Raw genomic sequence first — 18,807 nt, 5'->3', positions numbered from 1 at the left:
TGTTGGCTTTTAATGGTAATCAGCGATTTCAACATCCTCCGGCCCAATAGAAGACCATTGGAAGCATATTCTGTACTGGTCATTTAACCGAATACTGAATTGTCCTTTACGATCGACGGACAAGGATTCCAAACGGTTTCCCGGGGGAATGCGCAACTCGTCAAGGGTAAGAACAGAATCAAGCTGATCAAGTTTTCTGTACGCCTGTTTCCATAATACTGAAGGACAGATTCTCGCCGTTTTTTTGGTCGGATTTCCGTTAAGAATATCCTCAGTTGCCTGATTCTTAAAAGAGTGTATCATGTTAACACGGCTATCATGCTATTTTGTTCCAAATTACACAAAATCCTGAGATAGTCAAACGAGAAATAGCCCGTGAGGCATTGCATGACGTCAGAATTCATCGGTAGATTCGGTGGACAACTCCATGTTGTAACGGAAGTTCCAGGTCTATTTTTCATTAACTCTTTATAGGCAGTATTTTTACAAGGAAAAGATGTGAAAATTGTAGTCACTAAAATATTTGGAACATTATTTTTTATATCATATATTTAAGCGTTTAGCAAACCTATGATATAGTCACAATGTACGTCGATTCCAGCAAGACCACCATTAATGGCAAAACCTACCAGCGCCATCTTTTTCGTGAATCCTATCGTGAAGATGGGAAGGTGAAAAATCGCACGTTGGGCAAGATCTCAAAATGTTCGGAAGGAGAGATTGCCGCCATTAAACTTGCCCTGAAGTACAAAGACAATTTGGCAGCCCTGTTGCATATTGAGGATGTTGAACTACATGAGGGGCTTCGTGTTGGTGTGGTATATGCACTCAAAACTCTTGCCGAGAGGCTTGGTATCAGCAAGACGCTTGGTAATACCCGCCAGGGAAAGCTTGCATTGTGGCAGATTATGGCTCGATTGATCGGGCAGGGTTCACGACTCGGTGCGGTCAGGATGGCAGCAAGTTATGGCGCCTGTGATGTCCTTGAATTAGAACGCTTTACAGAAGATGACCTCTATGCCAACCTGGCTTGGTTGACGGAGCATCAGGAGCGCATTGAGCAGCAGTTATTCAAGCACAATTCAGCGGGTGCTGGCCCGGAATTGTTGCTCTATGATGTTACCTCATCATATCTTGAAGGGATGGAGAATGTGCTTGCTGCCTTTGGCTACAACCGGGATGGCAAAAAGGGGAAAAAGCAAATCGTTATTGGTTTGTTGTGTACCGCAGATGGCGATCCGGTTGCTGTCCGGGTCTTTGCAGGCAATACCGGCGACAAGTCAACCGTTGCAGAGCAGATTCGCACCGTTGCCAACACTTTTGGCATTGAAGAGGTAACGATGGTTGGCGACAAGGGTATGATCAAAACGCCGCAGGCCAAAGAGTTGACCGATGCGGGATTTTATTACATCACCTCACTCTCGAAACCCGAAATCAGAACCCTGCTGAAGGCAGAGGTACTGCAAATGGATTTTTTCGATTCAGAGCTGTATGAGGTTGAAAATAAAACCGATGGCGTTCGATATGTGCTGAGAAGAAATCCGGTTCGAGAGGCCGAGATGGCAAAGAATCGCCAGGAACGGGTGAAAAAAATCCAGCGTCTTGTTGAGGAGAAAAACAGTTACCTCGCCGGTTCCCTCAAGCGTGACAAGGATGTTGCACAACGCTCTCTTCAGAAAAAGATCAGCCAGTATAAGCTCAATGATGTGCTGGAACTGACCCATCAGGAGAGGGTGTTCACGGTAACGGTCAATGAAGAAATCCTGAAAGGAGTCGCTCTGCTGGACGGCTGTTATGTGATCAAAACCGATGTCAAGAAAGAGCTGCTTTCGACCGAACAAGTCCATGATCGGTACAAAGATCTGGCCAAAGTGGAGCATGCATTCCGGACGTTCAAGCAAAGTCATCTTGAAATCAGACCGGTTCATGTGCGAACCGAAGCGAGCACTCGTGGCAATGTCTTTGCCGTTATGCTTGCCTATAAAATCGAGAGGCAGTTATCAGAACTCTGGAAAAAATGTGAATGCACGGTACCGGAAGGAATTGATGAACTTGGCGCAATACGCAGCACAATCGTCACCCTCAAAGGGTCAAGCTGTCAGAAAATTCCCCAGTCGAAAGGATTGGCTGCTGAGTTGCTTGCCGCTGCCGGGATTACCCTTCCTTCGGTCATTGATGCCAAAAATGTTGATGTAGTCACAAGGAAAAAACTGGCCCCGAAGCGTAAATAAAATTGAAATAAGGTGTTATAGGGATTTTTCGTTCTTTTATTGCTGGAACTTCCGTTGTAAACCCCGGTGTGCCGGTTTTCCGATCAATCTGGTTTGCAAGAAAACCGCTGAACAGAGCCAATTGCTGATGGCCGTGCACAACATCTTCCGTATCGTCAAAATCCAGGACAATGACCTCGGGAGGTTCGACATACGAAGCGAGAAAATGATCCACAAAACCCTCTGCAATCCGATAGAGATCACGACGGGTAATCATGTTTTCCAACCTGCTGAACGTCAGTTGACTGGCTAAATCAAGGCCGGTCTCAGGTAAACGACCTTGGTCAGCAAGCTGCTGATGCCACCATCAAAATCTAGAGCAACTTTTATGGCGAATAATTCAGCATAAATATTTTGAAATATATCTGTACTTTGTAGCTTAAGAGGTTGGCATCAGCTTGCAAAAAGTTTTAAAACATGCACTCGATCATGCCAAAATCAAAAAACCAGTAACGCTTTATTGTTTGCGGCACTCTTATGTAACTCATTTACTGGAAGCATGAACGGGCCTACGTTACATACAAGAACTATCTATACCCACGTATGCGAACAGAGTTTACTGAAAATTTCCAGTCCCTTTGACAATTTGTAAAAAATATTATGCACCTCAAAGGTGTATAAAGCATGCCAGAATAGCTGGTTTTATACACCTTTTGGTGGGATATGGTGCATAGATAAAGAAGTTAGCAAGCATTAAATAAACGACCCTTATTACAAAATAAGATTGACAGTAGAAAATACATGGAAGACCCAATTGAAGAATTAAGAAAACAAGTTATAGAATCCCTTTCTAACAAAAAAACTGATTGGGAAGAAAAGATATATAATAGCCAACAGTATCAACAAGAAATCAAATATCTGAATGATATTACAAAAGATTTTCTTGATAGTATAAGAGCTGTATCCATTTATTCTTCTCGTGCGGGTGATATTTACGATAAGTTTTTATGCATTAGAGCAATTGATGATATGATTCAATCTTCAATTGGTGTTTTAGTTATGATTCAAAATGGAATTCATAATACTGCAAGGAGAGAACTTAGATATTTGATTGAAATGATAACCAAATACGTGATTGTAGATTATGCAAAAATGGGCGAATCTTTTGAAACTAAAACTGAATATTTGAAAAATGAAATTCCTAATTCGTCAATTGAAATTGTTGAAGAATATTCTACACCTTTCTTAAGTCCAGTTAAAGAAGATTTTAGAAGTGAAATTTAAGATTTCTTCTATAAAGCCTGTGCTTATGTTCATCCGTCAAAAAAGCAAATAGATGAACAAATGTTGAATTACGGTAATGGTCATACCATAGGTTTTGAATCGGCTAAAATGTTCTATGACATAAATAAAATCGTTTTCAGAGCATATGATATGATTTTAGTAATGGTATTTCATAGTTTTGGACCTTCTATGAGTGCTGATTTGTTTGAACAGATATTTAATGAAAATCAAAATTGGAAGTTTCATAAAGGGAAATACATGAAAGAATATGCAAAATTAATGAATTACATGAATAACGCTTGCTAACACATGGTATAGTGCATGTGGGTTTCAGAGGTTTTCGAAGGCAGTTGGCTCGTAAAAAAAGCCGGTGTAAACTGATAGGAAATCGCTTCGTAATCCCACACGACACCATACCATAAAACGTTACAAGCAAGCCTAAAAAAAAGACAGCGACATGAAAATTGATAAGATGACATACAAAGACAGAAAAGAAAAACAAATCGGAATGACTGCCGACCACACCAGCCGATCCGAAAAAGTTTTATTTTTTTGCCGACCCGCATTTTTTGTTTTTAATGCCGCCCCACAGCAAACACATTTTGTTTTTCCCACAAGCCCAGCCTTCTTGCCTAAAAAAAAGAGTTTGCTTTTACAACCGCACAAATTCATTAATTTAGCAGAAAAATGAAAATGATTTTATCAGTAGAAAATATAAACAAATCATTTGGCGAAAGGCGACTTTTTGAAAATCTCTCTTTATATCTTGAGAAAGGAAAGATATATTCTCTAATGGGTTCAAATGGTTCGGGCAAGACAACTTTATTTAATATTTTAACTGGGTTTGTAAAAGTTGACAGTGGTAAAATCCAATTCAATAATAATAGCATAAGTTCTAAATCACCTACAGAAATCAATAGGCTTGGTATTGCCAGAACATTTCAAGATTTAAGAATAATACATGGTCTTACGGTTAGGGAAAATGTACTAATGGTGATGGAAAAGAAAATGTTTCATATTGCTACATTTGAAGAATTTAATAAAGTAAATGAGATTCTTAAAAAGGTCTCTCTTCTTGAATATGCTGACCATTTGGGTAGTAACTTGTCTTTTGGTCAGCAAAAACTTCTAACCTTGGGTTGTTGTCTTGCCAATAAACCAGTACTTCTGCTTCTAGATGAGCCAATTGCAGGCATCGACAAGGATAATAAAAAGATTATTAAAGATATCATTTTAAAACTTAAGAATGAAGAGATAACCATACTTCAAATAGAACACGATATGGAATTTATTGAAGAAACAAGCGATTTGGTTTTTCAATTAGAAGATAAGGGATTAAAAATATTGGAAATAAACAATAATTGTTAATTTTGCTATTTAAAATTTCAAAATGCTAGAAGTTAAAAATATATCTACAGGTTACGAAAAAAAACAGGTTCTTTTCGATGTATCTTTCACAGTTGGTGACAACGAAATTATCTTATTAACCGGTGGTAACGGTAGCGGGAAAAGTACGGTTTTAAAATGTATTTATGGATTGCTTCCTATTTGGAATAAAAATGGAAAAGTTATTTTTAATGGTGACGATATTTCAAGACTTCCTTCTTCAAAAATGGTTAAAAAGGGTATTGTTTATATACCTCAAAAAAACAACTATTTTGAATCATTAACGATACATGAAAATCTTGTCGTTAGTGGTTCAACATATTCAAATGTTGATATTAAGCAAAGAGTTAAAGACGTTTATAAATTGCCAAATCTATACGAATTCCGAGATCGCACACCGTTTAGTCTTAGTGGTGGCGAAAGGCAGATGCTTGCTTTAGGGAATGCGCTGATGCACCAACCAAAGCTAATATTGTTTGACGAACCATTTGCAGGTTTAGATGAAGCGAATACTAAAATAATGGTTGAAGAGTTATTGAGTCTGAAAGAAAAGAAAATAAGTATGTTGATTGTTGAGCACAAAAAAAATCTTAATGCTTATGCAACAAAAGAGTTAAGTATGTATTTAGGAAAAATAATTTAAAACAAAAAATATGAGAAAGTTTAAAGTATTAGCTATCATTATCATTATTTCCGCTTATTTATTTGCTTGTGGAAATAGTAAGAAAGAAACTATTAACATTGGATGTTCATTGCCCCTAACTGGTGAAGGAGCCAATTATGGAAGATCTGTAAAAGAAGGAGTTGATTTAGCTATTGAAGAAATAAATCAAAGTGAAATGTTTGATTTGCCTTTGAAAGTTATTTATGAAGATGATAAAATGGATCCAAGGGAAGGTGTAAATGCGATTAATAAGCTTATCACTGCGGACAATGTACCAATAATAATTGGTCCTTTTGGGTCTTCAATAACATTAGCTGTTGCTCCAATAGCAAACAAAAACAAAGTTGTTTTACTGGGAGCTAGTGCCACTGCTGATAATATTAAAGATGCAGGCGATTATATTTTCAGAATCACTCCTCCTAACTCGAAGCAAGGTAATGATGTTGCAAGTTTCTGTTTCAATTCACTTAATTCAAAAAAAGCAGCAATTATTTATCAAACAAATGATTATGGTACTACCCTAAAAACTGCTTTTGAATCAGAATATCTTAAACTTGGCGGCGAAGTTCTCATTGTTGAAGGAGTTGATTTAGGAAACAAAGATTTTAAAACTCAGATTTTAAAAATTAAATCTAAGCAGGTTGATGTTGTTTTCTTTCCCCTTCATGTTGCAGAATCTGGAAATTTTCTTAAACAATCCAAAGAACTTGGATTGAATGTAAAATTTATTAGTTGTGATGGAGCTATGGTAGATGACCTTCTTAAGCTTGCAGGAAATGCGGCAGAAGGTACATATTATACCTCCTTAGCATTAGCTTATGGTATGAATGATAGCCTAATAAACAGTTTTAACACAAATTTTAAAAAGAAATACAATAAAGAGCCTGATGTTTATGCAGCATACTACTATGAAGTAACTTATATCTTAGCACATGCTCTAAAAAAAGCTAATGGCAACATTGGTCAAATAAAAGAAATTCTTTATTCAATAAATGGGGAAAATGCCTATAATGGAATAACTGGTTTAACAAGTTTTGATACTTATGGAGAGGTGGACAAATCATTTTCAATATATGTAGTTAGTAATAATAAATTCAGTCTTTTCAAATGAGTATTTTTAATTCGATTAAATATAATAATACAAAAGAGGAAAGTCAAAAAAATGAAATAGTTATTATACTATCTCATTTTATTGAAAACCCTTTTTCAATATCTGGCATAGAAACTGAATATAAACATTTTGGAAAAAAAGCAATTCGTGAAATAACAAGAAATACAATTTATTTCCTTGTTGTTTTAATGATTGCTCAAATTTCATTAAATTTCTTTTGGCTGTGTAGGGGGGAGAGTTTTCTCAATACAAATTTTAGCAAAATCTTTTTTCATCCTTTTTCAGTTGCGGTATGGCTTTATCTAATACCTATTCTAATTTGTTGGTTTTTTTTGTTTTTGACCCGAAAACTAAAAAATAAATCTGTAGATGAATATTCAAAATACTTATTAAGTATTGAAAATAGCAAATTTAAAAATGCACTCAAATCATTAATAAAATATTTATATACTATTATCCCATTGACATTTCGCACTATTTGGATATGGACTTTGATATTCGGTATTGCAACTGTTTTTACGACTGAGAATATTAAAATTGATTTTAACTCTCAAGTTGATATTAATGCTTTTAATATATTGTCAAGCGGACTACTTAAAGCAATTATCATTTCAATTATAGCCTACATTGCGACAAATGTCATACACGAATTACTTCAACTAAGAGAACAATATGTTGAAGGAAAAGATGAAATGAAATCATTAAAAGAAAGTATCGAAATTGCAAATACTGAAATGCATCATCTTTTGGAACAATCAAAAGTTGCGCTAAAGTATGTTGATACCTCGAACTCGATTACTAAATTTCTAAACGACACAAAAAATAAAGGGACAGGAATATCATCCGAGGCTTTTAAGTTTGTTGCCGGAATTGCAAGTTTAACGGAAGGTATGACAAGTAAGATTGCTCATGATGAAGAAAAAGTACTTATCTCTTTAATTAATAGTTACAATAGTATGCTTGGTAACCAAAGTAGAAGAGTTTCTGATGGAGATTCAATATTAACTACATGGAACAATTTAGGTACTATTTCAAAAAATCTTGTTGAAACAACTTTAAGTAATCCTAAAATTTTTAATGGTTATGAAATTTCATTTTATGCCTTGCAGTTAAAATCTCCTTATCAGTTTATTCAAAAATATTTTGAGCCAAACAATAAGGAATGGATGGAGTTTATCAATTTCAACATTGCAAATAATCATGTAAACAGGTATTTTGCTGTTATAGATGAAACAGTTATGAAGGATTTGAACAAAGAATTTTATGACAATTTAAAATGTGGGAATGGAAATTTTACAATTTTCAAAAACACTCCTTATCTAAGAGAGGTAGAATCAATCAACGCAACAAATGTAAGTAAGAATCTTGATGATATATTCTTCTACGACGAGCAACAAATAAAGTCGTTACAAAGTAACCCTAAGAAGTACGGCGACAAATTACTATTTCAAAATAGTGCTGCAAACAGGAAAGAAATAAAGCTGAAAGATTTATTGAATGATGTAATTCATAAGACAGGTTCTTGTATGATTCGTAATTTTAACAAAATTGAGTTAAACAAGTTGTTAACTGATACAAACGATAATACTACTACTCGTGAAAAACCCACAAACAAATTGATTGATTATTTAGCTATTCGCATAGAAAATACTACTACTAAAGATGAGGAATGGTTATTTTGCGTTAAAAGTATTTATGATGAAGATATAGATACCGCAAAGGTTGAGTTCTTGTTTAAAAAAGACGGAGATAAAACACAAAATAAAAATTGGGAAAAAACTAAAGAACAATTAAATGAAATTTTCTTTCTTAATAAAAGCAATGAATCTAACTTAACAAAATGTGTAAAAAACATTCAAAATAATGAAAATGAATATTGTAGTTGTAACGATCCATTAAATTGTACTTATCCTAAAATCAAGAATTTTAAAATAATACCCATCAAGGATTTTAAATAGAATGGAATATTATTTGTATCCAATTATTTAATCAATGAAACAGAAAAATAAAGCGGAAAACCTTATGGAAGAAATAAAAAAAATAATTATCAAAACTGAATTTAATGGCAAAGACATCAATGCGTTTAAGGAATCTGTTTATAAGAAAATTGAAGAGATATTTTCTAAACAGGTCATAATCGATAAAAAAATATCTGAAAGTGCAAAGCAGATTTAAAGATAAGCCTTCAGTATTGTTGTTTTTCCCTCCAGGTTGGTCATTAAATTATGGTGCTCCTCATATTGGTTTGCCCATAATCAAAGGTTATCTTAGTAAATATAATATTAGCTGTGACATTCAAGATTTAAATATTGAGTCTTCACGTTTTTTTGGTGTAACCCTTTCGGAACAAAAGTTATTATCATTAATGACAGATTTTGATTCGGAAAACGCATACAAATTCTACTTTAGTTTTTCTGATAAACTACAAAAAATTGCAGAAAAATATAAAGGACAATGGAGAATAAAAAGTGGTTTTGTTTACGATGGGTGTGACCTAAGTTCATCAAAAGATATTGAATATTTTTCCAAAATCGAATCACCATTTACTAAATTTTACGAAGACAATATCATTTCAAAGATTAGTAACCATAGTTATTCTATTATTGGGATTTCTGTTACTGTACCAAGTCAATTACTATCTGCCTTCGAAATATCACGAATAATTAGAAAGAGCGGTTATAAAGGAATAATAGTTTTGGGGGGCAATACAATAACAAGATTAAAAGAGGAATTATTTTTAGATTGGATTTATGATGTTGTCGATTGTATTGTTTTAAATCAAGGAGAAGAATCATTAAAATTAATATTTGACTCTCTACAAAACAATGGAAAATTCGACAACATCCCTAATCTATTATGGCGAAAGAATGGTAAAATTATTTATAACGGATATAAACATATTGAAAAATCACAATTTTCAATGCCAAATTTTGAAGGTTATCCAATTGGCGAATATTGGGGTATTAATTATTTGCCAATAATTGGTGCAAGAGGATGTTATTATGGGAAATGTAACTTTTGTTCTATCCCCTATGCTTGGGGCAATGATGGATTTGTTGGTTTAGATAATCCAACACATGTATTTAATAGTATTAATGAATCTATTCAAAAATATAATATTCATAATTTTAGTTTCGTTGAAGAAACTATGCACCCAAAAACCATTAAAGAAATTGCTAAACTTGTTGCGGAGTCAAACATTAATATAAATTTTGAGGGCTACATTCGGTTTGAGAGTATTTGGCTTAATGATTCTTTATTGTTATTACTTTCAAATTCTGGATTAAAAAAAGTGTTTATTGGGATGGAGTTGATTTCAAATAAAAATAGAAACAATTTAAATAAAAATGATAATGCTAATCAGATAGTTGAATTTTTAAAAAAATTTAAAAAGTATGGAATTAAAGTGCATTTGTTTACAATGTTTGGGTTCCCCGGTACAAATGAACTAGATGCGATAGACACGGTTAAGTTTTTATTTGATAATTCAGATTTGATTGACACAATAGATGTTTCTCATTTTGTTTATTCTAAACATACGCAAATAAATGGAGTAACGCCATTAATTGAAACAAGTAAAGATTGGGCTATTGAATATGATTTTATTGCTGAAAACAGTTCTTATATTAACTCAAAAGAAGCACAAATTTTGGCTAATGGACTTGAAAGTATAGTGATTCAAACCAAGCCCCAATGGACACATCCAATATACAGAATGTACACAGCATGGCAATAAATATTTAAACTATGATAATTAACCTAAGAGAAAAAAAATTCCTATTTTGGAAATGCAACGAACAAAAATTGTTGACTTAAGAACTGTGCCTATTAATTTTTATCATAAACTTTCAAATGAAGATTATGTTGATGTTAGAGCGATGGGGTTATCTGGTAATAATCATTACTTCATAACAAATAACCCTCCATATTATACTTCAATCAAAGGTTCAACGGAAAAACTATTACTCAGAAAAATTGTTGTTCTTAAACTTATCAAAATAAATAAGAAACTAAATAAAAATGGAATTGAACTCTATTTATTTGATTTCTATAGACCTATTAAAGTCCAACAATTTCTTTATAATGTTTGGCTACCAGCGTATTTAAAAAAAATTCATCCCCATTACACTCAGGGTGACATTACTATGGAATTAAACTTTTATTCAGCTAAACCTCCAATATCAGAAGATGAGTTTGACAGGAATGCACCTCCCCCTCACACAACTGGTGCAGCGATGGATGTTACACTAAGATTTAAAGACACAAAGGGGCTCTTCGCGGCATTTAATGGAAACAGAGTAATAATGGCTTAGCTTAGCGTAATCTCAATTCATAGAATGAGTCAGAACATACACCTATGATAAAGGTGATGACCATGCCGATAACCCATAGAGACAACATCTTCAACTATGCAAGCACAACACAGCCAAGGCATTAAGCGCTCAACAATAAATTATTCCGTAATATAAGGGCAAGAAGGTAAACACAAACACCTGCCCTTGTAAATCATGAAGTTAAGTTACTTTGAATTATCTGCCATCGATCGTGCAAAGCTACAACAAATTGTGGCAAAAGGAAGAGATTGGCAAGCACGTCATCGGGCTCAAACACTGTTATATTTCAACGACGGGTTGAGTGCAAAGACCATCGTGGCATTGCAAGACCTGAATATCGATACGGTTTATGACCGACGTAAGAACTGGTTATCAAAGGGGTTTGCTGCTTTATATGACAGGCATCGAAGCGGCGCACCTCCGAAACTAAACGCCATTCACCTTGAACAGATCACGATTTGGGCGGAAAAGGAAGCACTGACAGCTCCAGCGATAGTGGCTCGGTTAAAGGAAGAGTGCAATGTAAACGTGAGCGTTGGTACCGCAACTAATGCGTTGAAAGCACTTGGTTTTGTCTGGAAACGTACACGCCTGTGGTTAAAAAAAAACGAGATGAAGTCCGGTTTCGACAAGCACAGTTAGAAATAGAATTGATGAAAGATGAAGTCGAACGCGATGAGAGGATCTTAGCCTTTGTAGATGAGACTGGTTTCGCACTGGCCCAGCCAAACCGCAGCGCCTGGACTCCGATAGGCAAATGTCACAAGATTGACGCCAACCGGGGAAAACGCCTGAATGTCATCGGAGCCATGCTCTCAACGGGTGATTTGTTCTCAGTTGCGCTGTGGCAAACAACAGATTCACTTATATTTACCGGCTTTCTTGGTCTGCTGATGAACTACGTGGGTAAACCTTTAACGGTCATTCTGGACAATGCGTCATTCCATAAAGCGAAAGCGGTTCAACCGATGTTAAAGGTGCTGGCTCAAAAGGGGCTGACTCTTTATTTCTTGCCACCTTACAGTCCAGAACTCAATCGAATTGAAAAGTATTGGCACAAGGTGAAGTATGAATTGATGGAATTCAAGACGCGAAATGAAAAAACCCTTGAAGAAGATGTTCGAAAAATCTTAGCTGGTTTTGGTACTGATTACGTAATGACTTTTTGATGAGCGCTTAGGAATAGGCCTATACAGCTAAATCTACCTTAGAAATGCCTCGGCGATCTGCTAAGAAAGCTTTGAAAACTACCAAACCAAAATATTCGTTTACCTTAGAAAACGGAACCTTCTTATCGTCTGACGACGTATTAATGTTTCACTTCAACCCATTAAATTCCGCGAATATCCCACAAAGGAGCTATTATTTATGGGTACTATATTTGATGAAATTACCAATTTTGTACATACAGACTATTTAGAACTTAAAAGCATAAAAGCTTAAAAGAACAACTGACAATATCTGAAGAAGAAGCTTTAAAAAACAGAAGATTATTATATCATTCAATGAAAGAAGAAGGGATAGTAAATTATCCATTTGAAATGGTGGCATTATTCATGGGGTGATCAGATGTGGGCAATTCTTTCAGATAACAAGAAAGTATTTTATTCGAAATTAATCTTATGAATATGCTAGCACAAATATGTTTTAATATTTTAGTTTCATTTTCTATATATTTGCTTATATCGACTTCGTTTTCAATAATATATAATTCAGTTAAGTTTTTCCATTTTGCACATGGAGCTATTATAAGTTTAGGAGCATATTTTAGTTACTTTTTTTATCTACAGCTTAATTTGCCTTTATTTATTGCAATTCCTTTTACAGTATTTTTATCAATTTTTGTGTCATTGTTAATAGAATTATTAATTTACAGACCGTTAAAGAGAAGAAAAGTCTCATCACTTTCATTACTTATAGTTTCGCTTGGGATTTATATAGTATTACAAAATGTCATATCATTAATTTGGAGTGACGGTGTTAAGAGCATAGTCAAAAATGAAATAGAAACAGGAACAGAAATATTCGGGGCTCACATAACTAATATACAAATTGTAACCATAGGGTTAAGTTGTATCATATTTCTTATTAAAATGTTATTCCTCCAATTCCATAAAATAGGACGAAATATTAGAGCAATCTCGACAAATACTGAATTGGCTAATATCATGGGTATTAATTCCAATAGAATAATTTTATGGTCTTTTGCGATAGGGAGTGGTATAGCTTCAATTATTGGAGTTTTGGTTGCTGCGGATACTGGTTTGACACCAACAATGGGATTTAGTTTGTTGCTTTATGGTGTTGTTGTAATGATTATTAGCGGCATTGGCAGTAATTGGGGGCTAATCGGTGGTGCCTTATTATTGGCCACTATACAGCATCTAACTGCATTTTTTCTCGATGGCAAATGGATAGATGCAATCACCTATTCTATTTTAATATTATTTTTAATTTGGAAACCTCTTGGTTTTAGTGGTAAACGCCTCAAAAAAACAGAGATATAATGGAATATATTTTACACCTTCTAATTATTGTTTCTATTTACGTTATGCTATCTCAAAGCTTAAGTCTTACAGCTGGCTTTGCTGGTATGATTTCTTTGGCTCATGCAGGATTTTATGGCATTGGGGCTTATACAACTGCATTATTATCAATCAATTATCAGATGCCATTCATTTACACTCTTTTTTTTGGGATCCTTATTTGTGGGATAATAGCAATGCTAGTTTCAATAATTGCACTAAGAACTATTGACGATTATTTTATTATTTGTACATTAGGGATACAAATTGTCATTTTCACAATTTTAAATAATTGGATGAGTTTAACAAATGGCCCAATGGGCATAATGGGCATCCCCTCAATTTCTGTTTTTCAAATTGATTTTAGTAATAAATTATCATTTTTAATTTTAAGTATTATTTTTTCAGTAGTTATCTTCATTTTTATCAAGTTAATTGTTAAGTCAAGTTTTGGTAGAGTATTAAAAGCATTGAGCGAAGATGAAATATATACTCAATCAGTAGGAAAGAATGTCTATTTATCTAAAGTAATTGCGTTCACTATAAGTTCAATGATTGCAGCTATTCCTGGCGCATTGTACGCACATTACACATCGTTTGTTGATCCGTCAAGCTTTACAGTTAATGAGTCCATATTTATTTTATCAATTGTCATTATTGGAGGGATGCGTAACCTTTGGGGGATTATATTTGCTGCTGCATTTTTGGTATTATTGCCTGAAGCACTTCGTTTTGTTGGGTTGCCAAATAATATTGCAGCAAATCTTAGACAGATAATTTATGGTATTATTTTGATTTTAGTAATTTTTAAATCAACTACCCCGCAGCAGAGCTACGGGGTATAAGTTTATGTTTAAGAATTCTATCACTAAGCAGAGCTTCGAGGAATAAGTCCTATAGTGATTTAAAATAATAATTGATGATAGAAGAACAAAGTAATAAGCGCTCATCAAAAAGTCATTACGTAATCAGTACCAAAACCAGCTAAGATTTTTCGAACATCTTCTTCAAGGGTTTTTTCATTTCGCGTCTTGAATTCCATCAATTCATACTTCACCTTGTGCAAATACTTTTCAATTCGATTGAGTTCTGGACTGTAAAATGGCAAGAAATAAAGAGTCAGCCCCTTTTGAGCCAGCACCTTTAACATCGGTTGAACCGCTTTCGCTTTATGGAATGACGCATTGTCCAGAATGACCGTTAAAGGTTTACCCACGTAGTTCATCAGCAGACCAAGAAAGCCGGTAAATATAAGTGAATCTGTTGTTTGCCACAGCGCAACTGAGAACAAATCACCCGTTGAGAGCATGGCTCCGATGACATTCAGGCGTTTTCCCCGGTTGGCGTCAATCTTGTGACATTTGCCTATCGGAGTCCAGGCGCTGCGGTTTGGCTGGGCCAGTGCGAAACCAGTCTCATCTACAAAGGCTAAGATCCTCTCATCGCGTTCGACTTCATCTTTCATCAATTCTATTTCTAACTGTGCTTGTCGAAACCGGACTTCATCTCGTTTTTTTTTAACCACAGGCGTGTACGTTTCCAGACAAAACCAAGTGCTATCAACGCATTAGTTACGGTACCAACGCTCACGTTTACATTGCACTCTTCCTTTAACCGAGCCACTATCGCTGGAGCTGTCAGTGCTTCCTTTTCCGCCCAAATCGTGATCTGTTCAAGGTGAATGGCGTTTAGTTTCGGAGGTGCGCCGCTTCGATGCCTGTCATATAAAGCGGCAAACCCCTTTGATAACCAGTTCTTACGTCGGTCATAAACCGTATCGATATTCAGGTCTTGCAATGCCACGATGGCCTTTGCACTCAACCCGTCCTTGAAATATAACAGTGTTTGAGCCCGATGACGTGCTTGCCAATCTCTTCCTTTTGCCACAATTTGTTGTAGCTTTGCACGATCGATGGCAGATAATTCAAAGTAACTTAACTTCATGATTTACAAGGGCAGGTGTTTGTGTTTACCTTCTTGCCCTTATATTACGGAATAATTTGTTGTTGAACGCTTAACTTGACAGGTGTGATCGGAAAACAAGAATAAGCCAAAAACGGAAGATAAGAATCACCCAGTGTTAGCGTAAACAACATCAGAGCTATGAGGTCACAGTTCAAAACGTTAACCATCTACAGCAGCGTTAAAGGACCTTCCAGATATCCTGATTGATCCATTTATCGAACATCGTTCATACCCTCCTGATTGGGATTATCGCAGTGCCCGGTAATGCCTGATGCCTCTTCCAGTTGCCTTTTCAGCTCCTCTTTTGAGGGCAGATAGAGCTGATACTTTGATGCGAAGATATTTGAATCCCTGGGGAGAGTAAGCTCAACCAGTGCATCATTCTTACGATGGCACAATAAAATGCAGATGGTCAGCAGTTCATCGTCGGTTTTGACATAGCGGTGCCTGCAAAATTCCGGAAGAGGTGAGATAGAACTTACAGCAGAGCGCAAGGCTTGTTTCTGAAAAGCCAGTTCCGACTCACAAGAGAGCTATCGACCGAGCGGGCGGCTCTTTGCTGCAACTCCCGGCGGCTCTCTTTGTTTGAAACTGGTTCACATATTCAGCGCCCGTTTTTCGATGGCGAGGGCTGCTTCGCGCATCACTTCCGAGAGGCTTGGATGCGGGTGGCAGGTGCGGGCAACATCTTCGGATGAGGCGCGGAACTCCATGGCAAGGGCCGCTTCGGCAATCAGGTCGGAAGCGCTTGCTCCGATAATGTGTACACCGAGGATTTCATCGGTTGTTGCATCGGCCAGCATTTTAATGAATCCTTCTGCGTCGCCAAGGCCAAGTGCCCGTCCGTTGGCCGCAAAGGGAAACTGTCCTGTTTTGTAGTCATGTCCTTCCTTGCGGAGCTGCTGTTCGGTTTTCCCGACCCAGGCAATTTCCGGGGTGGTGTAGATAACCCAGGGCATACTGTTGTAGTCGAGGTGTGGCTTTTGTCCGGCAATCAGTTCTGCTGCCATGACGCCCTCATCCTCTGCCTTGTGGGCCAGCATGGGGCCGCGCACCACGTCACCGATGGCGTAGACCCCTGGAGCAGCGGTGGCGCAATGGTCGTTGACGGGAATAAAGCCCCGTTCATCGGTCTGCAGGCCGATTGCCTCAAGGTTAAGTCCTTCAGTGTAGGGAGTGCGGCCAACAGAGACAATGAGCTTGTCGCATTCGAGTATATGTTCGGAACCCTGATCATCGGTATAGGCAATGCTGACACCATTTGCTGTCTGTTTGGCCTGGCCTATCCTGACGCCGAGCTTGATGTGCAGTCCCTGTTTTAAAAAGAGCTTTGATGCTTCTCTTGAAACGCTCTCATCGGCAGCGCCAAGAAATGAAGTCATCACCTCAAGAATGGTAACCTCCGCGCCGAGCCTGCGCCAGACCGAACCAACTTCAAGGCCTATGACACCAGCGCCGATGACGCCCAGTTTTTTCGGCGCTTCAGTGAATTTCAATGCCCCTTCGTTATCGCAGATGCAAACATTATCTACGGCAATATTTGGAATTTGCCGCGCTTTGGAGCCGGTAGCGATAATCACCTTCTGGGCAAGCAGCTCCTCCTCACCATCCTTTCCATTGATCATGATCCGGTACCCCGCATCGGTTCTTCCGGCAAAGGAGCCCCGTCCCTTGAGGAGGGTGATTCTGTTTTTGCGGAAGAGGAACTGTACCCCTGCGGTCATTTTTGTAACAATGGCCTCTTTGCGCTGCTGCATTGTTGCAACATCGATGTTTACCCCGCCAAACGTAATGCCATGTTCTGCAAGGTGATGAGAGGCCTTTTCAAAGAGTTCAGAAGAGGCGACAAGCGCTTTCAGGGGGATACAGCCTGCGTTGAGGCAGGTGCCGCCGAGACGGGGCTCTCCCGCAGGGTCGTCGTAAGCGCTGAACTCGCAGCAGGCTACTGAAAAACCAAGCTGGGCAGCGCGGATTGCTGCGATATAGCCGCCCGGTCCGGCTCCGATGACAAGAACGTCAAATTGTTTGTTCATGATATGGTTCTCTCCTTAAAGATCAAGTAAGAGACGTGCCGGATCTTCCAGCGCATCCTTGATTGCACTGAGGCCAAGGACAGCTTCGCGGCCGTCGATGATTCTGTGATCGTACGACATGGCCAGATAGTTCATTGGCCGTATGACGATCTGGCCGTTTTCCACTACAGCTCTCTCTTTTGTGGCATGAATGCCGAGAATGGCCGACTGGGGTGGATTGATGATGGGAGTTGAAAGCATCGAACCGAAAACGCCGCCGTTGGAAATGGAGAAGGTGCCGCCGGTCAGCTCTTCGAGGGAGAGGTTGCCGAGCTTTGCTTTGGTGGAGTAGTCAGCGATTTTTCGTTCAATATCGGCAATGGTCATCTGGTCGGCATTGCGCAGAATGGGTACCACAAGTCCTCTGGGAGAGCTGACGGCAATACCAATGTCGAAGTAGCCATGATAGATGATATCCTTGCCATCGACCGATGCATTGAGAACCGGATATTTGCGCAAAGCGTGCACCGCAGCTTTGACAAAAAAGGAGACAAATCCGAGCTTTACGCCGTGCTCTTTTTCAAAGGTGGCCTTATAGCGGTTGCGCAATTCGATCACACCCTGCATGTTGACCTCATTGAAGGTCGTGAGAATGGCGTTGCTGGCCTGCGACTGAAGCAGCCGCTCGGCAATGCGTGCCCTGAGACGGGTCATTGGGACGCGCTGTTCCGGTCGATCGGTCATCAGCGGCGCTTCAAGGTGTGCCTCTACCGGTTTGGGCTTCTGTGCGGGTGCGGGTGCGGGCGCAGGTGTTGGTGCAGGCCTGGGCACGGGCTGAGGAGGTGGTTGTGGCGAAGAGGGTTCAGCATCTGTCGCAATGGCCTGCAGTACGTCGCCTTTGGTCACTCGTCCCTGTCGTCCTGTACCCTCAACCTGTGAGAGCTTTATTCCGGTTTCGGCCATCAGTTTTGCCGCTGCAGGCATGACGATGACCTCTTCAGCTTCTACGGCTGTCGGTTCAGGTGCCCTTGCCTCGCGGATAGCCTCCTCCTGAGCGGTAACCGTGGCCTTGCCTTCGCTGTCGATTCGTGCCAGTACCTGATTGGGGACCACCGTTCCTCCGTCGCCGACAAGAATTTCAAAGAGAACGCCAGAGGCGGGTGAAGGAACATCGAAGACCACCTTGTCGGTTTCAATTTCAAACAATATTTCATCTTCAACAACGCCGTCTCCGGGCTTTTTTTTCCAGTTCAGCAGCGTTGCCTCGGCAACGGATTCCGACAACTGGGATATGGTGACGTCAATGATTGCCATTC

Annotated in this window: 19 protein-coding genes and 2 pseudogenes; 14 read left to right on the top strand and 7 right to left on the bottom strand. The window is 38.1% G+C overall.

The window, feature by feature from the left end; genetic code table 11:
- Nucleotides 1-9: 9 nt before the first annotated feature.
- Entirely contained in the window at nucleotides 10-303 is a 294-nt protein-coding gene (locus tag PPHA_RS10075) for a type II toxin-antitoxin system RelE/ParE family toxin (protein ID WP_012508718.1), read from the bottom strand.
- Between the two features lie 281 nt (nucleotides 304-584).
- On the opposite strand from PPHA_RS10075, the gene PPHA_RS10070 reads away from it, so the two are divergent.
- On the top strand, nucleotides 585-2,231 hold the full coding sequence (locus tag PPHA_RS10070; protein WP_012508717.1) for an IS1634-like element ISPph1 family transposase: 1,647 nt from the start codon (nucleotides 585-587) through the stop codon (nucleotides 2,229-2,231).
- A gap of 100 nt (nucleotides 2,232-2,331) precedes the next feature.
- On the opposite strand, the pseudogene PPHA_RS15185 reads toward PPHA_RS10070, so the two are convergent.
- Nucleotides 2,332-2,547, bottom strand: a pseudogene (locus PPHA_RS15185) (transposase); the annotation flags it as partial.
- Nucleotides 2,548-3,011: 464 nt separating this feature from the next.
- On the opposite strand from PPHA_RS15185, the gene PPHA_RS10060 reads away from it, so the two are divergent.
- The 13 genes from PPHA_RS10060 (at nucleotide 3,012) to PPHA_RS09995 (ending at nucleotide 14,359) form a co-directional block, all read left to right on the top strand.
- Nucleotides 3,012-3,494 carry a hypothetical protein gene (locus tag PPHA_RS10060; RefSeq protein ID WP_012508716.1) on the top strand — a complete coding sequence of 161 codons (483 nt, stop codon included), beginning with the start codon at nucleotides 3,012-3,014 and terminating at the stop codon, nucleotides 3,492-3,494.
- 457 nt (nucleotides 3,495-3,951) lie between these two features.
- Nucleotides 3,952-4,185: a hypothetical protein gene (locus PPHA_RS10050; protein ID WP_150085668.1), complete on the top strand. Its 234-nt coding sequence runs from the start codon at nucleotides 3,952-3,954 to the stop codon at nucleotides 4,183-4,185.
- Between the two features lie 2 nt (nucleotides 4,186-4,187).
- A complete protein-coding gene (locus PPHA_RS10045; RefSeq protein WP_012508714.1) occupies nucleotides 4,188-4,862 on the top strand; it encodes an ATP-binding cassette domain-containing protein in 675 nt (224 codons plus the stop codon).
- 22 nt (nucleotides 4,863-4,884) lie between these two features.
- Nucleotides 4,885-5,523, top strand: coding sequence for an ATP-binding cassette domain-containing protein (locus tag PPHA_RS10040; protein ID WP_012508713.1), 639 nt, complete (start codon nucleotides 4,885-4,887; stop codon nucleotides 5,521-5,523).
- A 10-nt stretch (nucleotides 5,524-5,533) separates the two neighbouring features.
- The gene (locus PPHA_RS10035) at nucleotides 5,534-6,655 is read left to right on the top strand and encodes an ABC transporter substrate-binding protein (protein WP_012508712.1); all 1,122 of its coding nucleotides are present in this window, start codon (nucleotides 5,534-5,536) and stop codon (nucleotides 6,653-6,655) included.
- Nucleotides 6,652-8,613, top strand: a complete 1,962-nt coding sequence (locus PPHA_RS10030) for a hypothetical protein (protein ID WP_012508711.1) — start codon at nucleotides 6,652-6,654, stop codon at nucleotides 8,611-8,613. The genes PPHA_RS10035 and PPHA_RS10030 overlap by 4 nt, the downstream gene beginning before the upstream one ends.
- A gap of 34 nt (nucleotides 8,614-8,647) precedes the next feature.
- Complete coding sequence (locus PPHA_RS10025) at nucleotides 8,648-8,830, top strand: hypothetical protein (RefSeq protein WP_012508710.1); 183 nt, start codon at nucleotides 8,648-8,650, stop codon at nucleotides 8,828-8,830.
- Nucleotides 8,814-10,391, top strand: a complete 1,578-nt coding sequence (locus PPHA_RS10020; protein WP_012508709.1) for a B12-binding domain-containing radical SAM protein — start codon at nucleotides 8,814-8,816, stop codon at nucleotides 10,389-10,391. The genes PPHA_RS10025 and PPHA_RS10020 overlap by 17 nt, the downstream gene beginning before the upstream one ends.
- A gap of 52 nt (nucleotides 10,392-10,443) precedes the next feature.
- A complete protein-coding gene (locus PPHA_RS10015) occupies nucleotides 10,444-10,968 on the top strand; it encodes a M15 family metallopeptidase domain-containing protein (RefSeq protein ID WP_012508708.1) in 525 nt (174 codons plus the stop codon).
- A gap of 195 nt (nucleotides 10,969-11,163) precedes the next feature.
- On the top strand, nucleotides 11,164-11,631 hold the full coding sequence (locus PPHA_RS16345) for a helix-turn-helix domain-containing protein (protein ID WP_041526412.1): 468 nt from the start codon (nucleotides 11,164-11,166) through the stop codon (nucleotides 11,629-11,631).
- An 11-nt stretch (nucleotides 11,632-11,642) separates the two neighbouring features.
- Complete coding sequence (locus PPHA_RS16340) at nucleotides 11,643-12,158, top strand: IS630 family transposase (protein ID WP_049759884.1); 516 nt, start codon at nucleotides 11,643-11,645, stop codon at nucleotides 12,156-12,158.
- 459 nt (nucleotides 12,159-12,617) lie between these two features.
- Nucleotides 12,618-13,496, top strand: a complete 879-nt coding sequence (locus PPHA_RS10000) for a branched-chain amino acid ABC transporter permease (protein WP_041526834.1) — start codon at nucleotides 12,618-12,620, stop codon at nucleotides 13,494-13,496.
- Nucleotides 13,496-14,359: a branched-chain amino acid ABC transporter permease gene (locus tag PPHA_RS09995; protein ID WP_012508706.1), complete on the top strand. Its 864-nt coding sequence runs from the start codon at nucleotides 13,496-13,498 to the stop codon at nucleotides 14,357-14,359. The genes PPHA_RS10000 and PPHA_RS09995 overlap by 1 nt, the downstream gene beginning before the upstream one ends.
- 104 nt (nucleotides 14,360-14,463) lie before the next feature.
- Here the strand turns inward: PPHA_RS09995 and PPHA_RS16335 are convergent, their stop codons facing one another.
- From PPHA_RS16335 to odhB, 5 genes and pseudogenes are all read right to left on the bottom strand, one after another.
- Complete coding sequence (locus PPHA_RS16335; protein ID WP_049759926.1) at nucleotides 14,464-14,979, bottom strand: IS630 family transposase; 516 nt, start codon at nucleotides 14,977-14,979, stop codon at nucleotides 14,464-14,466.
- Nucleotides 14,980-14,990: 11 nt separating this feature from the next.
- Entirely contained in the window at nucleotides 14,991-15,458 is a 468-nt protein-coding gene (locus PPHA_RS16330; protein ID WP_041526526.1) for a helix-turn-helix domain-containing protein, read from the bottom strand.
- 233 nt (nucleotides 15,459-15,691) lie between these two features.
- Nucleotides 15,692-15,922, bottom strand: a pseudogene (locus PPHA_RS09980) (PDDEXK nuclease domain-containing protein); the annotation flags it as partial.
- Nucleotides 15,923-16,075: 153 nt separating this feature from the next.
- Nucleotides 16,076-17,512, bottom strand: a complete 1,437-nt coding sequence (gene lpdA, locus PPHA_RS09975) for a dihydrolipoyl dehydrogenase (protein ID WP_012508704.1) — start codon at nucleotides 17,510-17,512, stop codon at nucleotides 16,076-16,078.
- Between the two features lie 15 nt (nucleotides 17,513-17,527).
- Nucleotides 17,528-18,805 carry a 2-oxoglutarate dehydrogenase complex dihydrolipoyllysine-residue succinyltransferase gene (gene odhB, locus PPHA_RS09970; protein WP_012508703.1) on the bottom strand — a complete coding sequence of 426 codons (1,278 nt, stop codon included), beginning with the start codon at nucleotides 18,803-18,805 and terminating at the stop codon, nucleotides 17,528-17,530.
- Between the last annotated feature and the right edge of the window lie 2 nt (nucleotides 18,806-18,807).

The sequence above is a fragment of the Pelodictyon phaeoclathratiforme BU-1 genome (assembly GCF_000020645.1).
In the GTDB taxonomy this organism is placed as follows: domain Bacteria; phylum Bacteroidota; class Chlorobiia; order Chlorobiales; family Chlorobiaceae; genus Chlorobium; species Chlorobium phaeoclathratiforme.
This window is presented reverse-complemented; position numbering and strand designations above follow the sequence as displayed.